The sequence below is a fragment of the Streptomyces sp. NPDC050738 genome, from assembly GCF_040654175.1.
In the GTDB taxonomy this organism is placed as follows: domain Bacteria; phylum Actinomycetota; class Actinomycetes; order Streptomycetales; family Streptomycetaceae; genus Streptomyces.
In genome coordinates this window covers 1-24,009 of sequence record NZ_JBFAHN010000011.1, presented here as the reverse complement: position 1 = coordinate 24,009, position 24,009 = coordinate 1, and the positions used below count along the sequence as shown (strand labels likewise).

Below are 24,009 nucleotides of genomic sequence, written 5' to 3'. Positions count from 1 at the left end.
GGTGTCCGGACGACCCCTGCCGGAGGTCGGTCGGCGTCAGCCGGTCTTGGTGTAGGTGTAGTGCGGGGAGTCGTACTGGGGGCCGCTCTTCTCGTAGGTGAACCAGTACGTGAGGACCGTGCCGGTCGACAGTCCGCCCACGGTCTGGGTCCAGGTGCCGCCGCTGTTGGTCATCCGGAAATTCTGCTGGCCCGCGCCGTTGACCAGGTAGTGGACGTCCACGTAGGCGGCGGGGGTGGTCGGGGTGAAGGAGATACGGGCCTGGGTGGCGCTGGTGGAGGTCACGCTCGTGCTGTAGTCGGGCGTGGTGGTGGAGCCGCCCGTGCTGCCGCCCGTCGTCGTGCCGCCCGTCGTCGTCCCGCCGGAGGTCGTACCGCCGGTCGTCGTGCCGCCGGAGGTGGTGCCGCCTGTCGTCGTGCCGTCCGCGGCCTTCTGGTAGACGGCGAACCAGTCGACACTCATGGCGGCGCCCGAGGTGATGTTGCCCGCTTGCGCCGCCGAGGAGCAGGCGCAGACCTTGTCGGGGTAGGAACCGGCTATCGCGAGGTCGAAGATGGCGAAGAAGCCGTGGTCGATGGCGGCCTGCCAGGTGGCGACGGAGACCTGGTTCTCATTGACGGTGTACGTCACATTGCCGTCGAGGTAGAAACGGAGCTGCTCCGCTGCGGTGTTGGTGCGGTCGATGACCGCGGAGTACGTGTGAAAACCGGTCTGGCAGCCTGAGCACGGCTGGAGGTCGCTGGTGATGCCGTCGGGGTCGTGGCACTCCCCCGCCCACGCACCGCAGTGGAAGGTGGTGGAGTGCTTGCTCAGCGCGTTGACGTCCTCCATGATGTCGATCTCGCCGATGCTGGGCCAGTTGGTCGCGCCGACCGGACGTGCGGCGGCACCCATGGCCCAGAAGGCGGGCCAATAGCCAAGTCCACTGGCCGGGTTGGGCTGCTGGATCGAGGCACTGATCTGGACCTGGCCGCCGGCCGGGGCTCCGAAGTCCGTGCGCTGGGTCTCGACCCGGCCCGAGGTCCAGTGGCCGGAGCCGTCGCGGATCGCCTTGATCACCATGTGGCCGGAGCCGTCCTGGTACACGTTCTGTGTCGAGTCGGTGGCCGACTCGATCTCGCCGGTGCCCCAATTGCCCGCGCCGCCGGGGTAGTTGGTGCCGATGTCGTACAGCCAGTTCGACCGGTCCAGGCCCGTACCCGCGGCTCCGTTGAAGTCGTCGCTGAACATGGTGGTCCATCCGGCGGGCGCTCCGGGGACGGCTGCCGACGCCGAACCTCCGGACAGTACAAGGCCGGTGACGCCGGTGATGAGGAGCAGCAGGGCGCTGAGCACGGCCAGCGGCCCGTGCCGGCGCCAACGGCCCAGGCCGGTGCGAGGACCGGAGCCGGGGCTCCCGGTGCGGGGGAAGGACGGTGTGGAGGTGACCATGGGCGGATGCTGCCTTTCGCTGGTGGGGAACAGCGGATGTGGGCATGACATGCGCAAGATTCTGAGAGCGCTCTCAGGACGCGTGCGATTGGAGTTTCAGGCGGAATGCCATGCGCGTCAAGGCATCTCGCCGGGCTTCTTCTGGAGCTGCGGGAGAAGGCGCCTGACCTTGCCACCCACCCGTCGGGCGCCTCCCGCTGCGCCGCGGTGCCTCTTGTGGCGGAGTTAGACCCCGGCCGATGCGGGCAGGCGCACGGTTCATCGGACCAAGGTTTCTCCTGGATGGGGTTCAGCACATGGGTGAGTCACACGTCATGGTGGATCGGCGTACCGAGCGCGCTCAGCGAACCACCTGCCCCGCCTCGGCCGCCCAGGCACGGGAGGACATGCGGGAGTTCTTCTCCGAGCTGTCGCCCGCCCCGACCCCGGAATCGGCCGACAACGCGGTACTCGTGGTCTCCGAGCTGGTCACGAACGCACTGCGGCACGCAGGCGGTATCACCGCGCTGTACCTGGCCGCGGACCGGACCACGCTGGAGATCACCGTACGGGATCCCAGCCACGCACCGCCGCGCGAGCGTTCGCCGGATCTCAACGGATGCGGGGGCGGCTTCGGTTGGCCCCTGGTCCGATTCCTCTCCCGTAAAGTCGCCGTCCTTCCCTCCGCCCATGGTGGCAAACACGTGCGCGCCGTTCTCGCCCGATAGCGCCTCGCGCAGGAGCGGTGCGGCCTCCAGCCGTCATTCCCATGCGCTGCTCGCCTTGTTCACACCGTTCTCCCACCCTGTTGCTGCACAGTCGGACGTCCGGAGTCGTACGTCACGCAGCCAGGAGGAGAACCGTTGACCATCGCAGGTGTCCGCAGGCAAGTTCTGTTGTGGTCGGCCGCTGCCGCCCTCGCGGCCGGCCTGGTCGCGTGCAACGGCGACCATGACGGGGCGGCGAACGCGACCGGGGAAAGCGGGTCCGCACAGAGCTCCGGCTCGTCCGGGCATCCCAACGTCGTGTGGGTGCTGACCGACGACCTGTCGTCGGACCTGGTGAACTACATGCCGCACGTCAAGGCCATGCAGGAGAACGGCATGTCCTTCTCCCATTACACGGTGACGGACTCACTGTGCTGCCCGTCGCGTTCTTCCATTTTCACCGGGAAGTTTCCGCACAACACAGGGGTGTTCACCAATACGCCGCCGGACGGCGGATTCGAGACCTTCCACGGGAAGGGAAACGAGGACAAGACCTTCGCCACCGCGCTCAAGCAGCAGGGCTATCGCACGGCGATGATGGGCAAGTACCTGAACGGCTATGAGCCGGACATGACCGTGAACGGGGAGAAGAACTATGTCCCCCCGGGCTGGGACGAGTGGGATGTGGCCGGAAACGGCTACAAGGAGTACGACTACACGCTCAACCAGAATGGAAAGACAGTCGACTACGGGCACGACCCGAAGGACTATTTGACCGACGTCGTGAACAAAAGGGGCCAGGATTTCATCGAGAACTCGGTGAAGGAGAAGAAGCCCTTCGTGCTCGACATCTCCACCTTCGCGCCGCATGGTCCGGCCACCCCTGCCCCTCAGGACGAGGACAAGTTCCAGCACTTGAAGCTGCCACGGCCGCCGGCCTTCGACAAGACGCCCACGGACGCGCCTCAGTGGCTCCAGGACAAGAAGGCCTTCACCCCTCAGCAGATCAAGAAGATCACCGTCACGTATCGCAAGCGCGTGCGCACCGTGCAGGCCGTGGACCGGATGATCGGTGACCTCCAGGAGAAGCTGAAGACGGAGGGCGTCTACGACAACACCGTCTTCGCGTTCGCCTCCGACAACGGCTTCCACATGGGCCAGTACCGCCTGATGCCGGGCAAGCAGACGGCCTTCGACACGGACGTGAACGTGCCGCTGATCGTCACCGGACCGGGCATCGCACGGGGCTCGAAGACCGCGGCGATCGCCTCGAACATCGACATCGCCCCCACCTTCACCGAGTTGAGCGGCGGCACGCCCGATGCTGCGGCCGACGGCCGCAGCCTGGTGCCCCTGTTGAAGGGGGAGACTCCGAAGGACTGGCCGCGGACCGCGCTGGTGGAGCATCACGGACCCAACACCTCCGCGCAGGATCCCGACAAGCCCGGCAAGGGCAGCGGCAATCCACCCAGCTACGAGGCGCTGCGCACCGCCCGGTACACCTATGTCGAGTACAAGAACGGCTCCCACGAGTACTACGACCGCAGCAAGGACCCGGACATGCTGCACAACACCTACGCACAGCTGTCCTCGGACACGAAGAAGCAGCTCGCGGCGCTCGCGAAGAAAATGGTGGACTGCAAGGGTTCGAAGGAGTGCACCGCCGCAGCCCTGGCGGACTGATCCCGGCCACGGCCGACGGACGTCAGGACATCATCGGGAGCCGGACGGACACACAGGTTCCCCCGGGGGTGCTGGCGACCTGCACATCACCGGTGTGCGCCCGCGCGACCGCGGCGACTATGGCCAGCCCGAGGCCGCTGCCGTCCCCGCTGTGCGCCGGGTCGCCGCGATAGAAGCGGTCGAAAACGCGCGGCAGGGCTTCGTCGGGGATCCCCGGACCCTCGTCGGCGACCATGACGACCGCGTACGGCTCGGCGGGGCCGGCGGCGCGCACCGTCACCTGGGCGGCGGTCCCGGACGGCGTGTGGTTGCGTACGTTCGCCAGCAGGTTGTCGACCACCCGCCGCAGTTGCTCGGCGTCGCCGTGCACCATGGCGCTGCCCTCCACCCGCACGCTGAGAGGGTGGTGCGGGGCCACGACACGTCCGGCCGACACCGCGTCGCGTACGGTCACGCCGAGATCCACGGCATGCAGGCCACGGACCGGAGCACTGTCGAGGCGGGCGAGCAGCAGGAGGTCGTCGACGAGTCGCTTCATACGCAGCGCCTCGCTGGTGATGCCGCTCATCACACGCTCCCGCTGCTCGGGGACGGTGAGGGCACCCTGGTGGTGCAGGTCCGCGTACCCGAGCACCGCGGTGACGGGCGTGCGCAGTTCGTGCGAGGCATCCGCGACGAACCGGCGCAGCCGGTCCTGCGTGGTGCGCTCCGCGGCCAGCATGGTGTTCAGCGCCAGGCCAAGGCGGCCGACCTCCGTGGTGTCGTCGGCCGGCGCGACACGGCCGGCCCGGTCTCCGAAAGCGATGGCGTCCGCATCCCTGGCCATCGACTCCAGCGGGCGCAGGCCGCGGCGCAGGAGCCACAGTCCCGAACCCGCGAGGAGTGCCAGCACACCGACCGTCGCCGCTGCCTCGACGATCAGCACCTTGCGCAACGTTCCCTGCACCTGGTCCAGGGGCACGGCCGCGATCAGCGTGCCGCGGCCGGGGATCCGCTGCACCAGCAATCGGTAGTCGGGGCCGCCCGGCACCGCCGGACCCACCGTGACCGGGTCGGTGCCATGGGCCCCGGCCAGCGATCCCGGAAGCTGCGGCGCGGCATTGCCCGGGTCCCGCAGTCCGGGCACCAGGTCCCGCACGCTGCCGTCCGGCCGTCGCAGTTGGAGATAGAACTCCGAGGCTCCGAGAAGCCGCACGTCGGTGCCGAGTATTCCTCCCGGCCCCGTCTGCTCCAGTTGCTGCGCCACACGCTGGCGCACCGCGCGCAGGGTGACGTCGGTCCGATGGGTGAGGTCGTTGCTCAGCGCCCCGTAGACGACGGTGTCCAGGGCCAACAGGGCCGTGGCGGCCAGGATCAGCAGCGCGAGCAGGAGCTGGCCGCGCAGCGAACGAGGTCGCAGGGAGCGGCGCAGGGAACCGACGGATTTCACGGGGTTCCCCGCTCGCGGATGATGTAGCCGACGCCGCGTCGGGTCTCGATCATGCCCGGGCCCGGTCCATCGAGTTTGCGCCGCAGGTAGGAGATGTAGGTCTTCAGTACTCCGTGGTCGCCCTCGCCGAAGTCCCAGACGTGCTGCAGGAGTTGCTCGTGCGTCAGGACACGGTTCCTGTTCAGCAGCAGGTGATGGAGCAGCCGGTATTCGGTGGGCGAGAGGTCCACGCGCACGCCACCGCGGTGCACCTCGTAGGTCTCGGTGTCCAACTCCACGTCACCGCAGACGAGGAGATGGGAGTCGGCGCGGCTCTCGCCCCTGCGCAGTACGGCACGCACCCGGGCGGCGACCTCGGCCAGCCGGAAGGGCTTGGTGATGTAGTCGTCGGCGCCCAGGTCCAGTCCGCCGACGACGTCCTGCCCGCTCTCGCGGGCGGTCAGGAAGATCACCGGGGTGGTCGCCCCGGCCTGCCGCAACCGGCGTACCACCTCGAAACCGTCGATATCGGGCAGCATCACATCGAGCAGCACGAGGCGCGGCGCATGCTCCCGTACCGCCGCCAGGGCGGCCCTGCCGGTTGCCGCCTGCGAAACCTCGTATCCGAGGAACTGCAGCGAGGTGGCGAGGACGTCCAGGATGGCCGGCTCGTCGTCGACGACGAGCAGTCGTGTGCCGGGCGGCACCTCGGGTGCTTTCATGCCCGCATCCTGGCATCGTTCTCCGCTGCGGTCGCCCCTGGCCCCATGGCCCCCGCTTCGCCGCCCAGGGGGGCACACATGTCCCGGCCCGGTCGGGGTAGCCGCTCCCTGCCCCGGTCAGCGGGGCTACCGCGACCGCTGTGACCTGGCGTGATGAAGGTCATCCGTGAGTCCGGCAAAATCCGGGGCACAAGTGGCGACAGACAAAGGGAGGTTGCCATGGATGTCAGAGATCTGGAACTGGGCGAGCTTCTGGCTGCCGCCGAGGCCGCGCCGCCGGGGGAATCCGTCGACGTGATCGCGCACGATCTGCGCAAGCGCTTCGGAGCGGAAAGTGTGTCGTTCCTTTTCGTCGATCTGCTGGGGCAACGGCTGCTGCGCCTGAGCGCGCCCGCCGAGGAGGAGAGGGCGGGCCCCGCCGAACAGATCGACCTGCCGGACAGCGTCTACGACACCGTTCTGCGCAGCCAGCGCCAGCATGTGACTTCGGACGGCCAGGGCGGTCGGTGCGTGATCTCACCGGTGACCAATCGCGGTGACTGCATCGGTGTGCTGGAGGTGACGTTGCAGTACGCGGACGACGCCGTGCTCGGACAGATCAGCGCCGCAGCGCATGCGCTGGCCTACATCATCGTCACGGACCGCCGTTTCACCGACCTGTACCACGCAGGAAGGCGCACCACCCGGACCAGCCTGGCCGCGGAGATCCAACACCAGCTGCTGCCCTCGGCCTCCTGTTGCGAGGCCCCACAATTCACCCTCGCCGCAGGGCTGGTCCCCGCCGACGACATCGGTGGTGACACCTACGACTACACGCTCGACCGGGACACGCTGCACCTGTCGATCACCGATGCTATGGGCCACGACACCGACTCCGCCCTGCTGGCTACGTTGGTCACGAGTGCGCTGCGCGGCGCCCGGCGCACTGGTTGCGACCCTGTCCATCAGGCCCTGAGCGCGCACGAGGCCTTGTTGACCCACAGCCGCGGGCTCGCCACCGGACAGCTGCTCTGCGTCAGACTCGATACGGGCACGTGTGAACTGGTCAACGCGGGACACCCCTGGCCTCTGCGCCACAGGGAAGGCGCTGCCGAGACGGAGGAGGTCAAACTCGCCGTCAACCTGCCGTTCGGTGTGGCGGCACCCACCTCGTATCAACTCCAGGAACTTCAACTGCATCCCGGTGACCGCCTGGTCCTGCTCACCGACGGCATGCAGGAACGCGCGGCCGCGGCCCTCGATCTGCCCGCGCTCGTACACGACACCCGGACTTCGCACCCCAGGGAAGCCGTTCGCGCCCTGACGACATCGGTTCTGAACGCCTGCCGGGGCGATCTCAAGGACGACGCCACCGTCCTCATCCTGGACTGGCACGGTCCCGCTCCGCGCGGAGAGCGTGAATCCGTGCCGGTCCAGGTCCGCCGAGGGACCACCGCGGCGCGCCTTGGACGCTCGGCCCCCTGAGGGGGTCGCGCGGCACGAGGCGGGGCCGGTGATGGTGTCGTCAGTCGGAGTAGACGCCTGCTTCCTGCAGGGAGTAGCCCCACTTGGTGCCGCGCTCCAGGCCCTGGATCCGTACGTAGCGCGCTGGAATCGCGGCGAACCGCGCCGTGTCCAGGCCTCCGTCACCGGCGGCCGTGGACCAGGCCGTCTTCCAGTTCGCCCCGTCCTCCGACAGCTCGACGCGGTACGACTTCGCGAACGCCTCCTCCCAGTCGAGGGTGACGCGCTTGACCTGATGTGTGGATCCGAGGTCGATCTTCAGCCACTGGCCGGTGCTCCACTCGCTGGCCCAGCGGGTGCCGTAGTCGCCGTCGACGGCCTTTCCGGGGGCGAAGCTGACGGCCGGGTTCCACCATTCCGACGAGGACGCCGAGGCAGTGGCGCCCGCGGCCAGGTTCTGCCCGGGGGTGTGCTTCTCGGCGTTGCCCCAGGTGCGGAGGTAGGACTCGGCGCCGGCGAAGAGGTCGTCCACGACGCCCTGGCCGCCGACGTTGCGGATGTCCTCGATCCAGTCGGGGACCATTCCGTAGTGCGCGCCGCCGTCGGTGTTGAAGTCCCAGGTGCGCTCGCCCGTGGTCTGTTTGCCGATCAACGAGCCGCCGTCGGCGCTGCGGAAGGGGTACGTGACCGGGTTGGCGGCGTCCTTGCCCCGCGGGGCCGGCCAGCCGCCGACGCCGTTCATGTCGGTGCCGAAGCCGTAGCCGACCTTGTACTTCTCGCGCAGCGCGTCCGTCCGCTCGGCTTCGGCGCTGAACGCCTCGGAGCCGCTCATGTACTGGGCACTGAACCCGCCGAGCTGGTACAGCCGTTCGGTCCAGCCCAGGTCCATCCAGCTGTGCGAGGAGATGACACCCGGGTACGACTCGGATTCAAGGACGTCGAAGGCCTGGTCCGCGGCCTTGACGCTCATGTGGTCGACCTCGAGCATCATGTTGCGTTTCATCATCCCTCGCACCGCGTACGCGCCCAGGTCGGTCAGCCCCCGGGTGTTGCACTGCGCGTCCGAGGCGTACCGGGGTACGGACACCCCTGCCGGCAGCAGCTTCTCGGCCTGCGCCGCCGCCGCGTTCCCGATGGGGTTGTCATGCTGCGGGCCGCGGCAGGTCTCCGTCTTCCAGAAGGTGCCGGTCGACAGGAACTGGCCCACGTTGATCGCTGTCCCGAGGGTGCCGGAGTCGTAGCGCACGCCGCACAGGGCGTTGTCGAACTTGTGGCACAGGAACATGCTGCTCACGCCCAGTCGGTGCAGTTCGTCCAGGCCGCGGTCGATGTCGCCCTTGTCGCACTGCGCGATGTCCAGGATCTGCTTGCAGCCGAACGGCTCGGAGGTCTCGACGCCCAGGACGACGGCCAGCTTGCCCTGTCCGATGACCTCGCGGGCCTGGGTACTGCTGGTGACGATCCGGAACCAGCCCTTGCCCGGGCCGCCGTACATCTTGTCGATGAAGGCCTGCATGTCGTACGACTTCTTCGCCTCGAGCCGGATGGCGGTCATCTCGTCGCAGCTGCGGTCCTTGAAGGGGTAGACCGAGCAGATCACGCCGTTGGTGACGAGGTCGTTGACCAGGATCCGCTGGCCGCTGCGCCAGGCCCGCTCGATGCCGGCGTAGTAGTTCTGCTGGTGGGTCAGCGAGTCGTGGGCGGGCCAGTCCTTGAAGGTGGGCCACCCGACGGGGTCGTGCCTGCCGTCACCCCCCTTGGTGATCATGTCGAAGACGGCGAGCGAGCCGTCGGGGTAGTGCTCGGGACAGTCCTTGAGCGCGTCGGCCACGCCCTGCTCCGAGAACGGCTTGCCGCAGATCAGCCGGCCGCCGAATCCCTCGTTGGCCATGATGTGGTCGTGGGCGTCGACGAAGCCCCTGACGCGGCCCTGGGCGTCGGTGCCCTTGAAGGGCTCACCCGTGACGTCGACCTGTGCGTCGGGCGTGGGCCGCGCGGTCGGGGTCCACCAGTTGGTGTCCGCCGCCGAGCTGGGCATCGGGCCGAGCACCAGGGCCATCACGGCGAGAAGCAGGGATGCCACCGTGAAGGATCTGAGCCTGCGGCGTGGGGGGTGAACCATGGTCATCACTCACCTTGGTTGGCGTGGACATGCCAGTTACTGACGGGTATTCAGAATTGCGACCACGACCGGCGGAGTCAACAGTCCGGGACGGCAAAGATGAATATTTCTCAGGTTTGGCGGACTTGCGCCCTGCTGCCGCCGGTTGAGGTCCCGTCACCGTCAGGCCACACCGCGGATGCGGTTGACGAGGACGCCGCCGATGAGGATCACCAGGGCCGCAGTGGCGTACAGGCCGGTGTAGCCGCCGAGGTGGGTGATGATCGGCGAGGCGAGCGCGGGGGCGAGCACCTGGGGGCCGGAGTTGGCGATGTTGATGACACCGAGGTCTTTGGCCCGGTCGGCCGCCTCGGGCAGGACTTGGGTCACCAGGGCCTGGTCGACGGCGAGGTAGATGCCGTAGCCCGCGCCCAGTACGGCCGCGGCGACGAGGGCGGACGGCCAGGTGTGGACCATCGCGAGCAGCAGTGCGGCAGCGGTCATGACCAGCGCACAGAGGACCACGAAGACCTTGCGGCGTCCGAGGCGGTCGGACAGTACACCGGCGGGGACGGCCGTCAGTGCGGCGCAGAAGGTGTAGACGACCGTGAGGATCAGTACGCCGGTGCCGGGGTCGTCGTAGTCGACGGCGTCCGCGAGGAAGTAGAACAGGTAGAGCGTGCCGAGCGCGTTCCCCAAGTTGATCAGGAACCGCGTGAGCCATGCCCAGCCGAAGTCGGGATTCCGGCGGGGGCTCACCCACAGCGAGCGCGCGAAGGTGCGGGCGTCGAAGGCTGGGCGCAGCGCCCGGGGCAGGGGCGGTTCGGTGTGACGCAGTACGAAGGGGAGGGCGAGTGCGACGGTGAGCGCGGCGAGGGTGCCGTAGCCGGAGCCGACGCCGGTGATCAGCAGTGTGGTGATCAGCGCACCCACGACCAGGCCGAAGGCCTGCATGAGGCCGGTCCAGCCGGAGACTTGAGCGCGCTGGGCGAGCGGCACCCGGTCGGCGATCGGGGTGGTGACCCCGGCCAGCATCGCGTTCAGTCCCGCCTGCGCGAGGCACCAGCCGACGGCGACCCCCGTGACGGTGTGCTGGGAGGCGGTGACCATCAGGCCTGCGGCCCCGGCGAGAGCGCCGCCGAGAATCCAGGGGCGGCGGCGGCCGAACCTGCTCGTGGTCCGGTCCGACCAAGCGCCGGCAAGCGGGTTGGCGAGCACCGCCACGAGCGCGCCGAGGCCGGTGACGAGCGAGAGCGCATCGTTCTTGCCGTGCGGGTCGATGTGCTCCAACTGGAGTGGCAGCAGGATCTGGATGGGTGTCATGAACGCCATGAAGACGGCGAGCGTGGCCAGCGAGAGGTGCAGTGTCCAGCCGGCCTCGACCGGGACCGTGGGCTCGGCGAAGGCGGACGTGAAGGCGGCAGCGTCCTCGGCATCCTCCGCAGGGGCGTGGGCCATGATGACTCCGTCGCTCAGGACCGCTGGGCGGCGATCAGGTCGCGATACCACGCGAAGCTCGCCCGGGGCGTGCGCTGTTGAGTGGCGAAGTCGACCTCGACCAGTCCGAAACGCTGGTGATAGCCCTCGGCCCATTCGAAGTTGTCGAGCAGCGACCAGGTGAAGTATCCGCGTACGTCCACCCCTTGGGCCATGGCGCGCGCGAGCGCCGTGATGTGGCCGGAGAGGTAGTCGATACGTGCCTGGTCCTGCAGCCCGGCCGGCTGGGAGCAACCGTTCTCGGTGATCCACACCGGTGGCAGGGCGTCGCCGTAGCGGGCCTTGAGGCCGGTGAGGACCGCCGTGAGCCCGTCGGGGACCACCGGCCAGCCGAACGCGGTCCGCTCGTACGGCTCTTCGGGCTCGGCCAGGTCGAAGGGAAGTCCGGCGGCCGGATCGGCCGGTGCGGTGATCCAGGTGGGGTTGTAGTAGTTGACGCCGAGGCCGTCCAGCGGTGCGGCGATGGTGGCGAGGTCGCCGTCGCGCACCACGCCTGCCCAGCTCGGGTCAGGCATGCCGTAGGCCGACAGGTCGGGGTAACTGCCGAGCAGCAACGGGTCGTTGAAGAGGCGGTTGTGCAGGGCGTCGTAGGCGGAGGCCGCCGCCGAGTCCTCGTCCGACCGGGCGTCGGAACGCAGACGGACGGGCGTGCAGTTGTTGGAGATCAGTATCTGAGCACCGGGAACGGTGTTCCGCAGGGCGGCGGTCGCGAGGCCGTGGCCGAGGAGCTGGTGGTGCGCGGCGGGCAGGGCGTCCAGCAACAGGGCGCGGCCCGGCGCGTGGACACCGAAGCCGTAGCCGAACGACATGTGCACGAAGGGCTCGTTCAAGGTGATCCACCGCTTGACGCGGTCACCGAGCCGCTCCGCGACCACGGCCGCGTACTGGGCGAAGTGCTCTGCGGTATCGCGGTTCAGCCATCCGCCCTGGTCCTCCAGGGATTGCGGCAGGTCCCAGTGGAAGAGGGTGGGTGTGGGCTCGATCCCCGCGTCGAGCAGCGCGTCGACCAGCCGGTCGTAGAAGTCCAGTCCGCGCGGCTCGACCTTGCCCGCGCCCGTCGGCACGATGCGCGGCCAGGAGAGGGAGAAGCGATAGGCGTCGAGCCCGAGCCGGCCCATCAGCGCGATGTCCTCGTCGAACCGGTGGTAGTGGTCGCAGGCCACGTCGCCGGTGTGGCCGTCGCGTACGGCTCCGGGGCGCCGTACGAAGGTGTCCCAGATCGACGCGCCCTTGCCGTCCTCGTCGGCCGCGCCCTCGATCTGGTACGCGGCGGTCGAGACGCCCCAGGTGAAGTCGGCCGGGAGCCGCGGAGGCCAGGTGGCATCGGTGGAGCTCGTGGTCACTGTTGCCTGCCTTCATTCACTGATGCGCGCACCACGCCAACGGCAGCCCTGGAAGCGGCTGTTGGCGGGCGCGGCGCATCGTCCGAGGGGGCCGCAACATAACATGAACCCTCGTTCATGTTCTATGGCTCGACGTTACCCCTGGGCGGCCGTCAGCCGGCTGCGCAGGTCCGCCCAGTAGGCGTTGAGCATCCGCTTGAGCTCGTCCACCGTCTCCAGGTCCGGCTCGCCGTCGCTCTTGAACACCTCGTGCAGGACGGCGTTGGCGGCCCACACCACCATCCGCGTCGCCCGTTGCGCCCGCGCACCGCCGGGCCCGCCGGTCAGGTGCTCCACGATGCGCTGCATGCCCTCGGCGACGAGCGTGTTGGTCGCCTCGTCGGCCCGAGCGAGCTCGGGGCTGAGATGCCGCCCGGCCCACAGCGCGATACCGCCCGGCTGGGAGCGGATGAGCTCGGCGTAGACATCGACCATCGTGCCGACCAGATCAGTCAGTTCGCTCGCGACGGCGCGCTCCACCAGCTCGTCGATGGCGGTCTTGAAGCCCTCCAGATACCGCTGGCCCAGCGCGTCCACGACGGCGCTCTTGTCCGGGTAGAACTGGTAGATGCTGCCGACCGGCGTGCCCGCCTCCTCGGCGATCCGCCGCATCGTCAGCGACTCGTATCCCTCCTGGGACATGATCCGGTCGGCCGCGGCGAGAATGGCCTCGACCCGGGCCCGGCTGCGCGCCTGCTGCGGCTGCCTGCGCACCCGCGCCCGCGATGCCGGCCGCGGCTCCCCTGCTTCCGTCACCACACGCGTCCCCAGTCGTCCGATGGCGCGAACGTAACACTCCGCCATCGAGGTGCTCGTGGGTACGGGGGGCCCGACGCTCCCCGCCTTGGTCGCCGGCACCAGTCCGTGCCCCCCTTTGGACGGCCGCTCCTTCCACTACGCTGCGAATCCATGGTCACCAAGGCCGTGGGGCCCCAAGATGACCGGCGGAGCCCTCTGCCGCTCACCGGAAGGCTGTCCCCTCGGAATGGAACTGACCCTCATCGCAGTCGTCGGCGTCATCAGCCTCGTCGCTGTCGCCGCGTTCTCCGAACGCCTCGGTCTGGCAGCGCCGTTGAGCCTGGTCATCGTCGGGATCGGCCTGAGTTTTGTGCCCGGTGTGCCGCATCCGGACGTGGAACCCGAGTGGATTCTCGCCGGAGTGCTGCCGCCACTGCTCTACTCCGCCGCCGTCACCATGCCGGTGGTGGACTTCCGCCGCAACATCAGACCAATCACGTCCCTGGCCGTGGTGCTGGTCGTGGTGACCACGCTCGGCACCGGCTGGTTGTTCCACTGGCTGCTCCCGAGCATCGGCTGGCCCGCGGCCTTCGCGCTCGGTGCCGTCATCAGCCCCACCGATGCGGTCGCCGCCACCGCGGTCGGCCGCAAACTCGGCCTCCCCCACCGCTTGTTGACCCTCCTGGAGGGAGAGGGGCTGGTCAATGACGCTTCCGCCCTGGTGCTCCTGCGGTCCGCTGTCGCCGCGTTCGCCGGCACCGTGTCGGTGTGGTCGGTCGCCGGGAAGTTCGTCTACGCCGTGGTCGTGGCCATCGCCGTCGGCCTGGTGGTGGGGCTGCTCAATGTGCGGGTGCGGGCCCTGTTCAAGGATCCGGTGCTGAACACGGCCATCTCCTTCGTCGTCCCCTTCATCGCCTACCTGCCGGCCGAGGAGTTCGACGCCTCCGGGGTGCTGGCGGTCGTCGTGGCCGGAATCGTCACCGGCCATGAGAGTCCACGGCGCCTCCGGGCCCAGGACCGCCTTGCCGAGGCGACGAACTGGCGCACCCTGTCCTTCCTCCTCGAGAACGGAATGTTCCTGCTGATGGGTCTGAGCGTGAAGACCCTGGTGGACGAGGTGGGCGATACCGGCCCCAGCTTTGCGCGCACGCTGGGCATCGGCCTGCTTGCTGCCGCGACTGCCGTGGTCCTGCGGATGGTGTACGTCGTCCCCCTCATCGCCTCCAGCCGCCGCGAACAGCGCCGCGCCGCCGATGCCAAGCCGCGGGTCGAGCAGATGCGGGACGATCTCCAATCCGGAGAACTGACGGCCCGCAGCCCCCAAGGGCCTCGGAGCGAGAAGTGGATGGAGCGGGTCGAGCGCCGGATCACGCGAGTGTCGGCCAATCTGGATTTCTCCCTCAACGAGACCCTCGGCTGGCGCGGCGGTGTGGTCCTGGCCTGGTCCGGGATGCGCGGTGCGATCACCCTCGCCGCCGCCCAGACATTGCCCCAGGACACCCCGCTCAGGCCGCAGTTGATCCTGATCGCCTTCGTCGTCGCCGCCACGACACTGTTGCTCCAGGGGCTGAGCCTGCCCTGGGTCATCCGCAGGGTGAAGATCCCCGCCGACGATCCCGAGCGCCTGCGCGACGACTTCACGCATCTGCTCACCGAGCTCCGGGAGACGGTCGTCGCCGTCCTCGACGACCCGGGCACGACCACTGCCGACGGCACCCCGTACGACCCCAGGGTCGTCGCCCACATCCGTGCGAACAACCGTCTCCTCGCCCATGACAAGAGCCGGCCCAGCCGTGAGCGGACGCCCGACACCGACGTGCGTGACCACCAGTACCTGCAGCTGAGCCTGCGGCTGCTGGATGCGGAGACGGCACATGTGCTCAAGGCCCGCGCATCCGGTGCGTACAGCTCCCGCGCGCTCAACCGCATCCAGAACGCGATCGATGTGGAAGCGGCCCAACTCCAGCAGATCCAGGCCACGTCACGCGATCTCTAGCGCACCCCCTTGACACTTGAGTGCGGCGAGAGTCTGATGCGGTTGTTTTCGTTCGGCCTTGTTGAATTGTGCGCCAACCACCCCCCAAGGAGCCGCACATGCCTAACGATCGGCACAGTTTCAGACAGCGCTTCGCGGTTTCGGCCGCTTCACTCGCACTCACTGTCGGCGGTCTGACCGGCACGGCCGCATTGGCCTCCGTGGCCTCCGCGCCGCAGGCCGCCGCTCTGGAGAACGGGCTGGCCCGGACCCCGCAGATGGGCTTCAACAACTGGAACACCACGGGCTGCGGCTCGCAGTTCAACGAGGCGATGGTCAAGGGCATCGCCGACATCTTCGTCTCCAAGGGCCTCAAAGCCGCCGGTTACACCTACGTCAACCTCGACGACTGCTGGGCGCTGCCCTCGCGGGACGCCTCGGGCAACCTGGTCCCCGACCCGGTGCGCTTCCCGAACGGCATCAAGGCGGTCGCGGACTACGTCCACTCCAAAGGCCTGAAGTTCGGCCTGTACTCCAGCGCGGGCACCAAGACCTGCGCGAGCAACGGCTTCCCCGGCGGCCTCGGGCACGAGAAGCAGGACGCCACCCTCTGGGCCTCCTGGGGCGTGGACTACCTGAAGTACGACAACTGCAACAACACCGGGGCCGATGCGCAGACCCGGTACAAGACGATGGGCGACGCACTCAAGGCCACCGGCCGCCCGATCCTCTACAGCATCTGTGAGTGGGGCTCGAACCAGCCCTGGAACTGGGCCCCGCCCATCGGCAATTCCTGGCGCACCACCGGTGATATCAGCGACAACTGGTCCAGCATGATCGGCAAGGCGCACGAGAACCAGCCACTCGCCCCGTACGCCAAACCCGGCGCCTGGAACGACCCGGACATGCTGGAGGTCGGCAACGGCGGCATGACCGACACCGAATACCGCACGCACTTCAGCCTCTGGGCGCAGATGGCATCCCCCCTGCTCATCGGCAGCGACATCCGCTCCGCGAGCCCGGCGACGCTGACCATCCTGAGGAACACCGATGTCATCGCCGTCGACCAGGACTCCCTGGGCAAGCAGGGCACCGTCGTCTCGTCCTCCGGCGGCCTGGTCGTGATGTCCAGGCAGCTGTCCAACGGCGACCGCTCGATCACCCTCACCAATGAGAACGGCTCCCCCGCCACCGTCAGCACCACGGCAGCCGCGGCCGGACTCCCGGCAGCATCGTCGTACCGGCTCGCCAACCTGTGGTCCAAGGCGGTCTCTTCGACCACCGGCGCGATCAGCGCATCGGTACCCGCGCACGGCACGGTGATGTACCGCGTCTCGGCAGGCACCGGCAGCAGCACGGGTACGACCCACCCGCTGATCAGCGCATCCTCGCAGCGCTGCCTCGACGCGGCCGGCGGTGCGACGACGCCCGGCACCAAGATCGAGATCTGGGACTGCCACGGCGGAGCCAACCAGGCCGTGACACTGACCGCCGCCGGCGAACTGCGCCTGTACAACGGCTCGCAGTGCCTCGACGCCAACGACAACCGGACCGCCCCAGGCACCGCGATCCAACTGTGGACCTGCAACGGCGGTGCCAACCAGCAGTGGCGGCTCAACCCCAACGGAACGGTCACCGGCACCCAATCGGGGCTGTGCCTCGACGTCACGGGAGGCGACAAACCCGCAGGGAACGTCAACGGAGTCGCTCTGGAGCTGTGGAACTGCAACGCAGGCGCCAACCAGCAGTGGAGCCTGGGCTGACCCGTCGCCGCCTGGCCGGACCGTATCCGGCCAGGCGGCGCGGTCTCACCCGGTGCCGGCCAGGAGCGCGAGCGCGAATCCGGTGAGGTGGTCGGCCAGGACATCGGGATCGCCCGTCATGCCCTGCTCCAGCCAGTCGATCAGCACCTCGGTCACTCCGGCCACCAGCCCCAGCAGCATCCGGTCGTGGCGCATCCGATCGGCGGGGGCGGGCACGGTCCGGTGGATGAGCCGGCCGAACACCTCGGCATCCTGGCGCAGCAGTCCACGGCGCCTGAGCTCCATGCGGGGTGCGTTGATGTAGATGACCCTCGCCGAGTCCGGGTGATCGGCGAGCAGGTGCACCAGCGCCGTCATCATCGGCCGCATCAGCGCGTCGAGATCGGCGGGCTCCTGCGGCGCCGCCGCGGCCACACCGGCCAGCAGCCACTCGTTCTGCTCGCGGTGCACCACGAGCAGCAAGCTCTCGCGGTCGGCGAAGTGTTCGTAGAAGTAGCGCTTCGACACCTTCGCGCGCGCACAGACATCGGCCACGGTGACGTCGTCGAAGGCGCGCGCGGCGAAGAGTTCCAGGCCGGCCCCGATCAGGCGTTCACGCCGTTCGGCAGCGCGCGCCTCGCGGGATTGCCCGCCGTACGTCTCGCCCCGTACGCGCTCGGCCGCCGCATGCTCAGTCAACCCGTTCCCCTTCCCGGACGCGAACCCGCTCGCGCACTGCTCCCGGGTCCACCGCTCAGACCCTAGTCACTGGAGCGGCGAACGGCCGGAAAAGAATCTGGAACTCGTGCGTTCCTGAATCTTGTGCACCCGCCGGACCCGCTCACATACTGCTTGCCACACCGCTCTCCCTGCGGTCCCCCGGTGCACCGCGGCGCCAGACGGACCCACTCAGGGAACGGCGATCGATGTGCTTCTCCCTGCCCTGCGGACCCCGAGATCCCCCTCGCCGGCCGGGCACACCTCAACCCACAGGAGCCGCCGCATGTCCGTCACCTCCCCCGTCCTGGACGACCCCTCACCAGGGGTGCTCTCCCGGCTCTGGAACCGCGACCTGCGCACGTACCCCGAACCCGCGCGCCGCTACACGTACTTGGGGATCGTCGTCCTCACCACTGTGGTGCTCTACTACCTGCTCTACATCCAGTACGCCGTCGCCACATCGATCATGGCCCACTACGGCATGACCTTCGGATACTTCATCATGCTGTCGGTCGCGGGGAACGCCGTCGGCGCCTTCGCCTCCCTGATCGCGGGCCTCGCGGACCGGTGGGGTCGCGCCAACATGGTCGTCTACGGCGTGCTTCTGGCCGCCGTCCTGGTCCTGTTCCTCCCCAGTGCGCCGAACAAGACGGCGTACCTGGTGCTCTTCTGCGCCCTGTACTTCATCGAGGGCATCGTCCTCGTCGCGACGCCGGCGCTCATCCGTGACTTCTCGCCCCAGCTCGGCCGGGCCACCGCCATGGGCTCCTGGACCATGGGGCCCATCCTCGGCAGCCTCGTCGTCACCACCGTGACCAGCGCGACGCTGGACACCTCCGGCTGGCAGGACGAACTGCGCTACGCCGGCGTGGCAGCGCTCATCGCTTTCGTCGTCGCCCTCTTCGGGCTGCGGGAACTCTCTCCGCGACTGCGCGACCAGATCATGGTCAGCATGCACGACCGCGCTCTGATCGAAGCCCGCGCCCGGGGTATCGCCCCCGAGTCGCAGACCACCGGCCACTGGCGGCAGATGCTGCGCCCCCGCATTCTGGGCCCGGCCTTCGCCATCAGCGTCTACCTGCTCTTCTACTACGCCGCGGTCGGCAACCTCGTGATCTACTACTCGGCTCTCTACGGCTACAGCGAGCAGCGCGCCAACGCCCTCGGCAACTGGTACTGGGCGGCGAGTGCCTTCGCCCTGATCGGGGCCGGAGTCCTCTCCGACCGGTTGCGCGTACGCAAGCCCCTCATGATCGTGGGCGGCGTCGGATCCGTGGCCTGCACCGCTGTGTTCGCCTCGCTTGCCACCCGACCGGAGACGGGGTACTACACGTTCGCCTGGCTCTTCGTCGCCCTCGGCCTCTTCAGCGGACTCACCTACGCACCCTGGATGGCGGCGTACACCGAGACCGTCGAGCGGCACAACCCCGCGGCCACTGCGACGGGGCTGGCCGTGTGGGGCTGGATCCTGCGCGTGGTCGTCGCCGTGTCCGCCGCGTTCGTACCTGTCGCGGTGACCTCTGTGACTCCGATCGTCGAGCACGGCCATGAGGTCCAGGTCGCGCAGGCACAGGCCGGCCCGGCCCTCGCCGTGGTCAATGCCCACCCCGAGCTGTTCGCCGAACTCGCCAAGTACCCGGCGGGCAAGACCCCTCCCGAGCTGGGGGCCAGAGTGTTGAAGGAAGTGGGACCGGCCGATCTGGGCCTCGTCCAGAAGGCGCAACCTCAGCTCAAGGTGCTCCAGGAGCACGGCGCGGAGGTCAAGAAGGCCTCCGACGAGGGGCCCGAACAATGGCGCAACTGGTGGCTGGTCTGCATGGGCGGGCAGATCCTGTTCCTGCCGTTCGTCTTCGCCATGCAGGGCCGGTGGAGTCCGCGCCGGGCGCGTGAGGACGCCGAAGCACACCAGCGGGCCGTGGACCTGGAGATGAGCCGGCTCACCCAGCCGGTCTGACGCGCCGCCCCGCACCCCGCACACGGAAAGAGAACTCCTGGTGGCACAGCACACTCAAGTCCTCATCATCGGCAGCGGCTTCTCCGGAATCGCCCTCGGCCGCGCCCTGCGCCAATCGCGGTTCACCGACTTCCGCATCCTGGAACGCGGATCCGACGTCGGCGGGGTGTGGCGCTCCAACACCTATCCCGGATGCCGCTGCGACGTCCCCTCCCACCTCTACTCCTTCTCTTTCGCCCCCAACCCCGAGTGGACCTCCACCTATTCGCCGCAGCCCGAGATCCAGGCGTATCTGCGGCGCTGCCTGGACCGCTTCGGGCTGCGCCCCCACCTGCACACCGGGGTCGAGGTCGAAGAGGCCCGCTGGGACGAGGACGACCAGCTCTGGCACGTCACGACGGACAACGGGCCCTGGACGGCGCAGGTCCTCGTCAGCGCTATGGGCCCGCTCACCGAGCCCAAGCTCCCCGACGTCCCCGGAATCGACCGCTTCCAGGGCAAGATCATGCACTCGTCGCAGTGGGACCACGACCACGACCTGACCGGAGAGCGGGTCGCCTCGATCGGCACCGGCGCATCCGCGATCCAGTACGTACCCGAAATCGCCGACCGCACCGGAAAGCTGTACGTCTTCCAGCGCAGCGCCCCCTGGGTCATGCCCCACGACAAGAGGCCCATCACCGATGCCGAACGCGCCCGGTTCCGGTCGCGCCCGCTGCGCCAGAGAATCGAGCGGGGCAAGGTGTACGTCTCCAAAGAGCTGCTGGTCCTCGGCTTCGCCAAGCGCCCGAAGCTGATGCGCGTGCTCCAGAACGTCGCCCGCAAGCATCTGGAACGCCAAGTGAAGGACCCAGCACTCCGCCGGGCCCTCACCCCGGACTTCACCCTGGGATGCAAGCGGATCGTGCCCTCCAACACCTGGTATCCCGCGCTGCAGAAACCTCAGGTGGAGCTCGTCCCCCAGGCACTGCGCGAGATACGCGAGCACAGCGTGATCGACTCGGCCGGTGGCGAACACGACGTCGACACCATCATCTTCGGCACCGGATTCCGCGTCACCGACATTCCCTTCGCGGACAAAGTGCGAGGGCGCGACGGGGTGCTGATGAGCGACGCGTGGGCAGGTTCGCCGCGGGCCTACCTCGGCGTGTCCGTTCCACGCTTTCCGAACTTCTTCATGTTCCTCGGCCCCAACTCCGGTCTGGGACACAGCTCCATGGTCTACATGATCGAGGCCCAGGCCGAACACGTGAAGAACGCCGTCCGGGCCCTCGACCTCGCCGGCGCGGGCACCATCGAGGTCGACCAGCGGATCCACGACACGTACAACGACGAACTGGACCGCAGACTGGCCACGACGGTGTGGGAGACGGGCGGCTGCCAGTCGTTCTACCGTGACGCGAACGGCCGCAACGCCACCATCTATCCCGACTGGACCTTCATCTTCCGCCGCCGGGCCGTCCGCTGGAAGCCGGCGGCCTATCACCTGACCCCGAGACCCTCCCCCGGATCCGAGCGGCAGCGGCCGGCCACGACGGTGGACGCCTCATGAAGGCCGCGAGCCTCTTCCAAGGCCGCCTGGAACTGGTCGAACTGGCGGCACCGTGCCCCAAGGCAGGTCAACTGCTGCTCGATGTAAAGCGGTGCGGGATCTGCGGCTCGGACCTCCACACCCGCCTGCACGGCGACGAGCTCGCCGACACGCTCGAACTCTGCGGCTACCCGCGCTACATGCGCTCCGGACAGCGCGTGGTCATGGGGCACGAGATCTACGGCGAGGTCGTCGAACACGGACCCTGGACCTCGGGCAGGCTCAAGCCCGGCACACCGGTGGTCAGCATCCCCCTGCTCCGCCGCGGCCGCCAGGTCGACGGCATCGGTCTGTCAGCCGATGCTCCCGGCGGGTACGCGGAACAGGTCGTCGTCCAGGAGTCGCTCACCCTTCCCGTCCCCAACGGCCTCGGCCCCGATCTCGCCGTGCTCACCGAGCCCATGGCGGTGGCCTGGCACGCCGTACCGTCGGCCGCGGCGAGGTGACGCGCAAGGACACCGCGATCGTCCTGGGCTGCGGCCCCGTGGGGCTCGCCGTCATCGCCGTACTCAAGGCGCGCGGCGTGACCACCGTGATCGCGAGCGACTACTCGGCGGGCCGGCGGGCGCTCGCGAAGAGCTGTGGGGCCGACATCGTGGTCGATCCCGACACCGATTCACCCTGGGCGCCCGGGGGCACCGACCAGAATTTCACGGCCACGATGCCCGACATGTACAACGCCGGAATCGACGCCATCGAAAGCATGAGCCGTCTCCCGGTGCCCTGGTGGACCACCTGGCGCGCCTTGGACAAGGTGGGTGCGACCCGCCCGAAGCGCCCGGTGGTCTTCGAGTGCGTCGGCACCCCCGGCATGCTCGACGGCATCCTGGCAGCAGCACCGATGCACGCGCGTGTGGTCGTCGTCGGGGTCTGTATGGGCTCCGACAGCATCCGGCCCTCGCTCGCCGTCAACAAGGAACTCGACCTGAGGTTCGTCGTGGGCTACACCCCGCTGGAATTCCGCGACACCCTTCACGCACTCGCCGACGGCACGCTCGACGCCTCCCACCTCGTCACCGGGAGCGTGGGGCTCGCGGGCGCCGCGCACGCCTTCTCGGCGCTCGCCGACCCCGAGTCGCACGGCAAGGTCCTCATCGACCCCGCCATGGACTCGGAGCAGATCGTGACCAAGTAACCGCCGCTCAGCGGAGATCCGCCCCGGAATGCTCCTGTACGGATGCGGCCAGGGCCCTGCCGATGACCTGGGAGCCATCGGCGTTGGGGTGCAGCGGGAACGCGTCGCGGGTGGAGACCGCACCCTCCATATAGCGGTCCGCCGGTGCTGCACACGCGTCGTGGCCGACGCCCAAGGCCTTGGTGTCCACGAACGTGGCGCCGTGCCGCGCTGCCGCCTGCTCGAGGACGCCACCCAGGTGGTCGACCTTGCCCTGGACGTAGTCCGCGTCCTCGCCCCAGAACGGCTGGGCGGGGTAACACCCGCCGGAGCGAAGGTAGTTCCCGTATCCGACGACGTACACCTCGGCATGGGGCGCCTTCGCGTGGATGGCGTCCAGGACAGTGCCGAACGTGGGCGCCCAGGCGTCGATGGCCGCCGCGACCTTGTCCGTGCCGCCGTCAGTGTTGGTGCGCGCGCAGCTCGCGCCGAGGGGCTCAGGGAGTACGTTCACGCAGCTGAGCGCCAGTTGGAACATGGTGGTGTCGTTGCCGCCGATGGTGATGCTGACGACGTCGGTGTCTTTGGAGAGCGCGTTGTACTGGGGCACGGTGCCCGTGAACTGAGAGCTGCTCAGGTGGTCGGCGGTGGCGCCCGAGCAGCTGACGTCGGTCAGGGCGGCGCCCAGCGCCCGGGCTGCGACGTGCGGATAGTCCGCCAGTGACCGCATGCACCGCAGGTTCGATACGTCGGTGGGGCGCACGAGCGGAGCTGCCGCGTAGGAGTCGCCGAGTGCCACGTACGTGAGCGGGCGGCCGTCGGCGGCCGCGGCGGACGGCGTCATCGCCGGTGCTCCGAGCGCTCCCCCGCACAGGGCGGTGGCGGTCAGTACGGCGCGCAGGCGCTTCATCATGAGGTGTTCTCCACTTCTCGGGCGGGCACGCGGGCGCTGCCTGGCCGTTCCCTTGCGCAGGTGAACGGGGACGGCCGGCCGCAACAGCTTCTGCCCTCACCTCACCGGGGACCATGTGCAAGGGCCCAGCATCGGTGTCCGTCCGCTGGGCGGCGGCCGCGTCAGCGGGCGAGCTCCAACGCGCGCAAGGCCAACGCCCATCCCAGCCGCGCCTCGCCCGACTCCGGCGGCCAGCCGGTCAGTTCCGCGACCCGGCCGATGCGATTGAGCACCGTGTTGCGGTGGCAGAAGAGCTGCGCGGCGGTGAGCGAGGCCGAGCAGCCCGAGTCGAGCCACGTGCGCAGCGTGTCCAGCAGCTCCGGACGCTCGTTCCCGCTGTGCAGCACACCCTCCAGATAGCGCATCACCAGACGGTCCGCGATCTCAGGTTCCGCGCCGAGGGCGGCATGCACCAGACGCTCGTCGAGATCGGCCACCTGACCGGTGCCCGGCGGAAGCGTGGCCAGCGCGCGGAGTGCGAGGCGCAGCCCTTGATCGGCCAGAGCCAGCTCCTCGAAGCGCGGGGAGACCCCGGCCCTGCATCCCTCCTGCCGGCCCAGCGCGCCGGCGATCAGGGCGGGATCGACCGTCCCGCACCTCACCAGCCCTGCGACGCTGCCTGCGCGCGGCCGCCAGAACGACCACAGACCGAGCGCCTCCAGAGCGGGGCCCGGGTCGGCGGGTGAGGCGGGATCCTGGGAGTCCTGGGCGATGACGACGACCACGTACCGGTCGCGCTTGGGCACACCCAGCGCCGTGGGGGCCGCGGCGGCCCCCCCCCGATGGCGCGCGCGGCCGGGCCGCGCCGCCGGGAACAGCGCGCAGCGGGAGAGCACACGCCAGAACGCCCGTCACAGACAAAACAACAAC

19 protein-coding genes are annotated in these 24,009 nt (G+C 69.0%); 9 read left to right on the top strand and 10 right to left on the bottom strand.

Annotation, left to right across the window (positions count from 1 at the left end; all coding sequences use genetic code 11):
• Positions 1 to 36 precede the first annotated feature (36 nt).
• Positions 37 to 1,431 carry a glycoside hydrolase family 16 protein gene (locus tag AB0H78_RS25720; RefSeq protein WP_363236946.1) on the bottom strand — a complete coding sequence of 465 codons (1,395 nt, stop codon included), beginning with the start codon at positions 1,429 to 1,431 and terminating at the stop codon, positions 37 to 39.
• 296 nt (positions 1,432 to 1,727) lie between these two features.
• Here AB0H78_RS25720 and AB0H78_RS25715 point away from each other — a divergent pair, with 296 nt between their 5' ends.
• Positions 1,728 to 2,138: an ATP-binding protein gene (locus AB0H78_RS25715; protein WP_363236945.1), complete on the top strand. Its 411-nt coding sequence runs from the start codon at positions 1,728 to 1,730 to the stop codon at positions 2,136 to 2,138.
• A gap of 135 nt (positions 2,139 to 2,273) precedes the next feature.
• Complete coding sequence (locus AB0H78_RS25710; RefSeq protein WP_363236944.1) at positions 2,274 to 3,800, top strand: sulfatase-like hydrolase/transferase; 1,527 nt, start codon at positions 2,274 to 2,276, stop codon at positions 3,798 to 3,800.
• Between the two features lie 22 nt (positions 3,801 to 3,822).
• On the opposite strand, the gene AB0H78_RS25705 is transcribed toward AB0H78_RS25710, so the two are convergent.
• Together AB0H78_RS25705 and AB0H78_RS25700 are read right to left on the bottom strand one after the other, a co-directional pair.
• The gene (locus tag AB0H78_RS25705) at positions 3,823 to 5,229 is read right to left on the bottom strand and encodes a HAMP domain-containing sensor histidine kinase (RefSeq protein WP_363236943.1); all 1,407 of its coding nucleotides are present in this window, start codon (positions 5,227 to 5,229) and stop codon (positions 3,823 to 3,825) included.
• Positions 5,226 to 5,930, bottom strand: a complete 705-nt coding sequence (locus AB0H78_RS25700; protein WP_363236942.1) for a response regulator transcription factor — start codon at positions 5,928 to 5,930, stop codon at positions 5,226 to 5,228. Before AB0H78_RS25700 ends, AB0H78_RS25705 begins: the two co-directional genes overlap by 4 nt.
• Positions 5,931 to 6,149: 219 nt before the next feature.
• Here AB0H78_RS25700 and AB0H78_RS25695 point away from each other — a divergent pair, with 219 nt between their 5' ends.
• The gene (locus tag AB0H78_RS25695) at positions 6,150 to 7,394 is read left to right on the top strand and encodes a PP2C family protein-serine/threonine phosphatase (RefSeq protein WP_363236941.1); all 1,245 of its coding nucleotides are present in this window, start codon (positions 6,150 to 6,152) and stop codon (positions 7,392 to 7,394) included.
• Between the two features lie 40 nt (positions 7,395 to 7,434).
• Here AB0H78_RS25695 and AB0H78_RS25690 read toward each other — a convergent pair whose 3' ends face one another.
• The 4 genes from AB0H78_RS25690 to AB0H78_RS25675 all read right to left on the bottom strand — a co-directional run bounded on the left by AB0H78_RS25690 (position 7,435) and on the right by AB0H78_RS25675 (position 13,109).
• Positions 7,435 to 9,501, bottom strand: coding sequence for a discoidin domain-containing protein (locus tag AB0H78_RS25690; protein ID WP_363236940.1), 2,067 nt, complete (start codon positions 9,499 to 9,501; stop codon positions 7,435 to 7,437).
• A 156-nt stretch (positions 9,502 to 9,657) separates the two neighbouring features.
• Positions 9,658 to 10,932, bottom strand: a complete 1,275-nt coding sequence (locus AB0H78_RS25685) for an MFS transporter (RefSeq protein WP_363236939.1) — start codon at positions 10,930 to 10,932, stop codon at positions 9,658 to 9,660.
• A gap of 14 nt (positions 10,933 to 10,946) precedes the next feature.
• The gene (locus AB0H78_RS25680; RefSeq protein ID WP_363236937.1) at positions 10,947 to 12,314 is read right to left on the bottom strand and encodes a GH1 family beta-glucosidase; all 1,368 of its coding nucleotides are present in this window, start codon (positions 12,312 to 12,314) and stop codon (positions 10,947 to 10,949) included.
• 135 nt (positions 12,315 to 12,449) lie between these two features.
• Entirely contained in the window at positions 12,450 to 13,109 is a 660-nt protein-coding gene (locus tag AB0H78_RS25675; RefSeq protein ID WP_363236936.1) for a TetR/AcrR family transcriptional regulator, read from the bottom strand.
• A 229-nt stretch (positions 13,110 to 13,338) separates the two neighbouring features.
• Between AB0H78_RS25675 and AB0H78_RS25670 the strand changes: the two genes are divergently transcribed.
• A complete protein-coding gene (locus AB0H78_RS25670) occupies positions 13,339 to 15,087 on the top strand; it encodes a sodium:proton antiporter (RefSeq protein WP_363236935.1) in 1,749 nt (582 codons plus the stop codon).
• Positions 15,088 to 15,185: 98 nt separating this feature from the next.
• On the top strand, positions 15,186 to 16,829 hold the full coding sequence (locus AB0H78_RS25665; RefSeq protein WP_363236934.1) for a ricin-type beta-trefoil lectin domain protein: 1,644 nt from the start codon (positions 15,186 to 15,188) through the stop codon (positions 16,827 to 16,829).
• A gap of 45 nt (positions 16,830 to 16,874) precedes the next feature.
• Here the strand turns inward: AB0H78_RS25665 and AB0H78_RS25660 are convergent, their stop codons facing one another.
• Complete coding sequence (locus tag AB0H78_RS25660) at positions 16,875 to 17,507, bottom strand: TetR/AcrR family transcriptional regulator (protein ID WP_363236933.1); 633 nt, start codon at positions 17,505 to 17,507, stop codon at positions 16,875 to 16,877.
• Positions 17,508 to 17,811: 304 nt separating this feature from the next.
• Between AB0H78_RS25660 and AB0H78_RS25655 the strand changes: the two genes are divergently transcribed.
• From AB0H78_RS25655 to AB0H78_RS25640, 4 genes are read left to right on the top strand one after another with little or no spacing between them, the layout of a single operon-like run.
• Positions 17,812 to 19,482 (top strand): MFS transporter, encoded by a 1,671-nt coding sequence (locus AB0H78_RS25655; RefSeq protein WP_363236932.1) that lies wholly within the window; start codon positions 17,812 to 17,814, stop codon positions 19,480 to 19,482.
• A 40-nt stretch (positions 19,483 to 19,522) separates the two neighbouring features.
• A complete protein-coding gene (locus AB0H78_RS25650) occupies positions 19,523 to 21,034 on the top strand; it encodes an NAD(P)/FAD-dependent oxidoreductase (RefSeq protein ID WP_363236931.1) in 1,512 nt (503 codons plus the stop codon).
• A complete protein-coding gene (locus AB0H78_RS25645) occupies positions 21,031 to 21,519 on the top strand; it encodes an alcohol dehydrogenase catalytic domain-containing protein (RefSeq protein WP_363236929.1) in 489 nt (162 codons plus the stop codon). Before AB0H78_RS25650 ends, AB0H78_RS25645 begins: the two co-directional genes overlap by 4 nt.
• Positions 21,516 to 22,208: a zinc-binding dehydrogenase gene (locus AB0H78_RS25640; RefSeq protein WP_363236928.1), complete on the top strand. Its 693-nt coding sequence runs from the start codon at positions 21,516 to 21,518 to the stop codon at positions 22,206 to 22,208. Before AB0H78_RS25645 ends, AB0H78_RS25640 begins: the two co-directional genes overlap by 4 nt.
• A 7-nt stretch (positions 22,209 to 22,215) precedes the next feature.
• Here the strand turns inward: AB0H78_RS25640 and AB0H78_RS25635 are convergent, their stop codons facing one another.
• Entirely contained in the window at positions 22,216 to 23,100 is an 885-nt protein-coding gene (locus AB0H78_RS25635) for an SGNH/GDSL hydrolase family protein (protein ID WP_363236927.1), read from the bottom strand.
• 161 nt (positions 23,101 to 23,261) lie between these two features.
• Positions 23,262 to 23,885 carry a helix-turn-helix domain-containing protein gene (locus AB0H78_RS25630; RefSeq protein WP_363236926.1) on the bottom strand — a complete coding sequence of 208 codons (624 nt, stop codon included), beginning with the start codon at positions 23,883 to 23,885 and terminating at the stop codon, positions 23,262 to 23,264.
• Between the last annotated feature and the right edge of the window lie 124 nt (positions 23,886 to 24,009).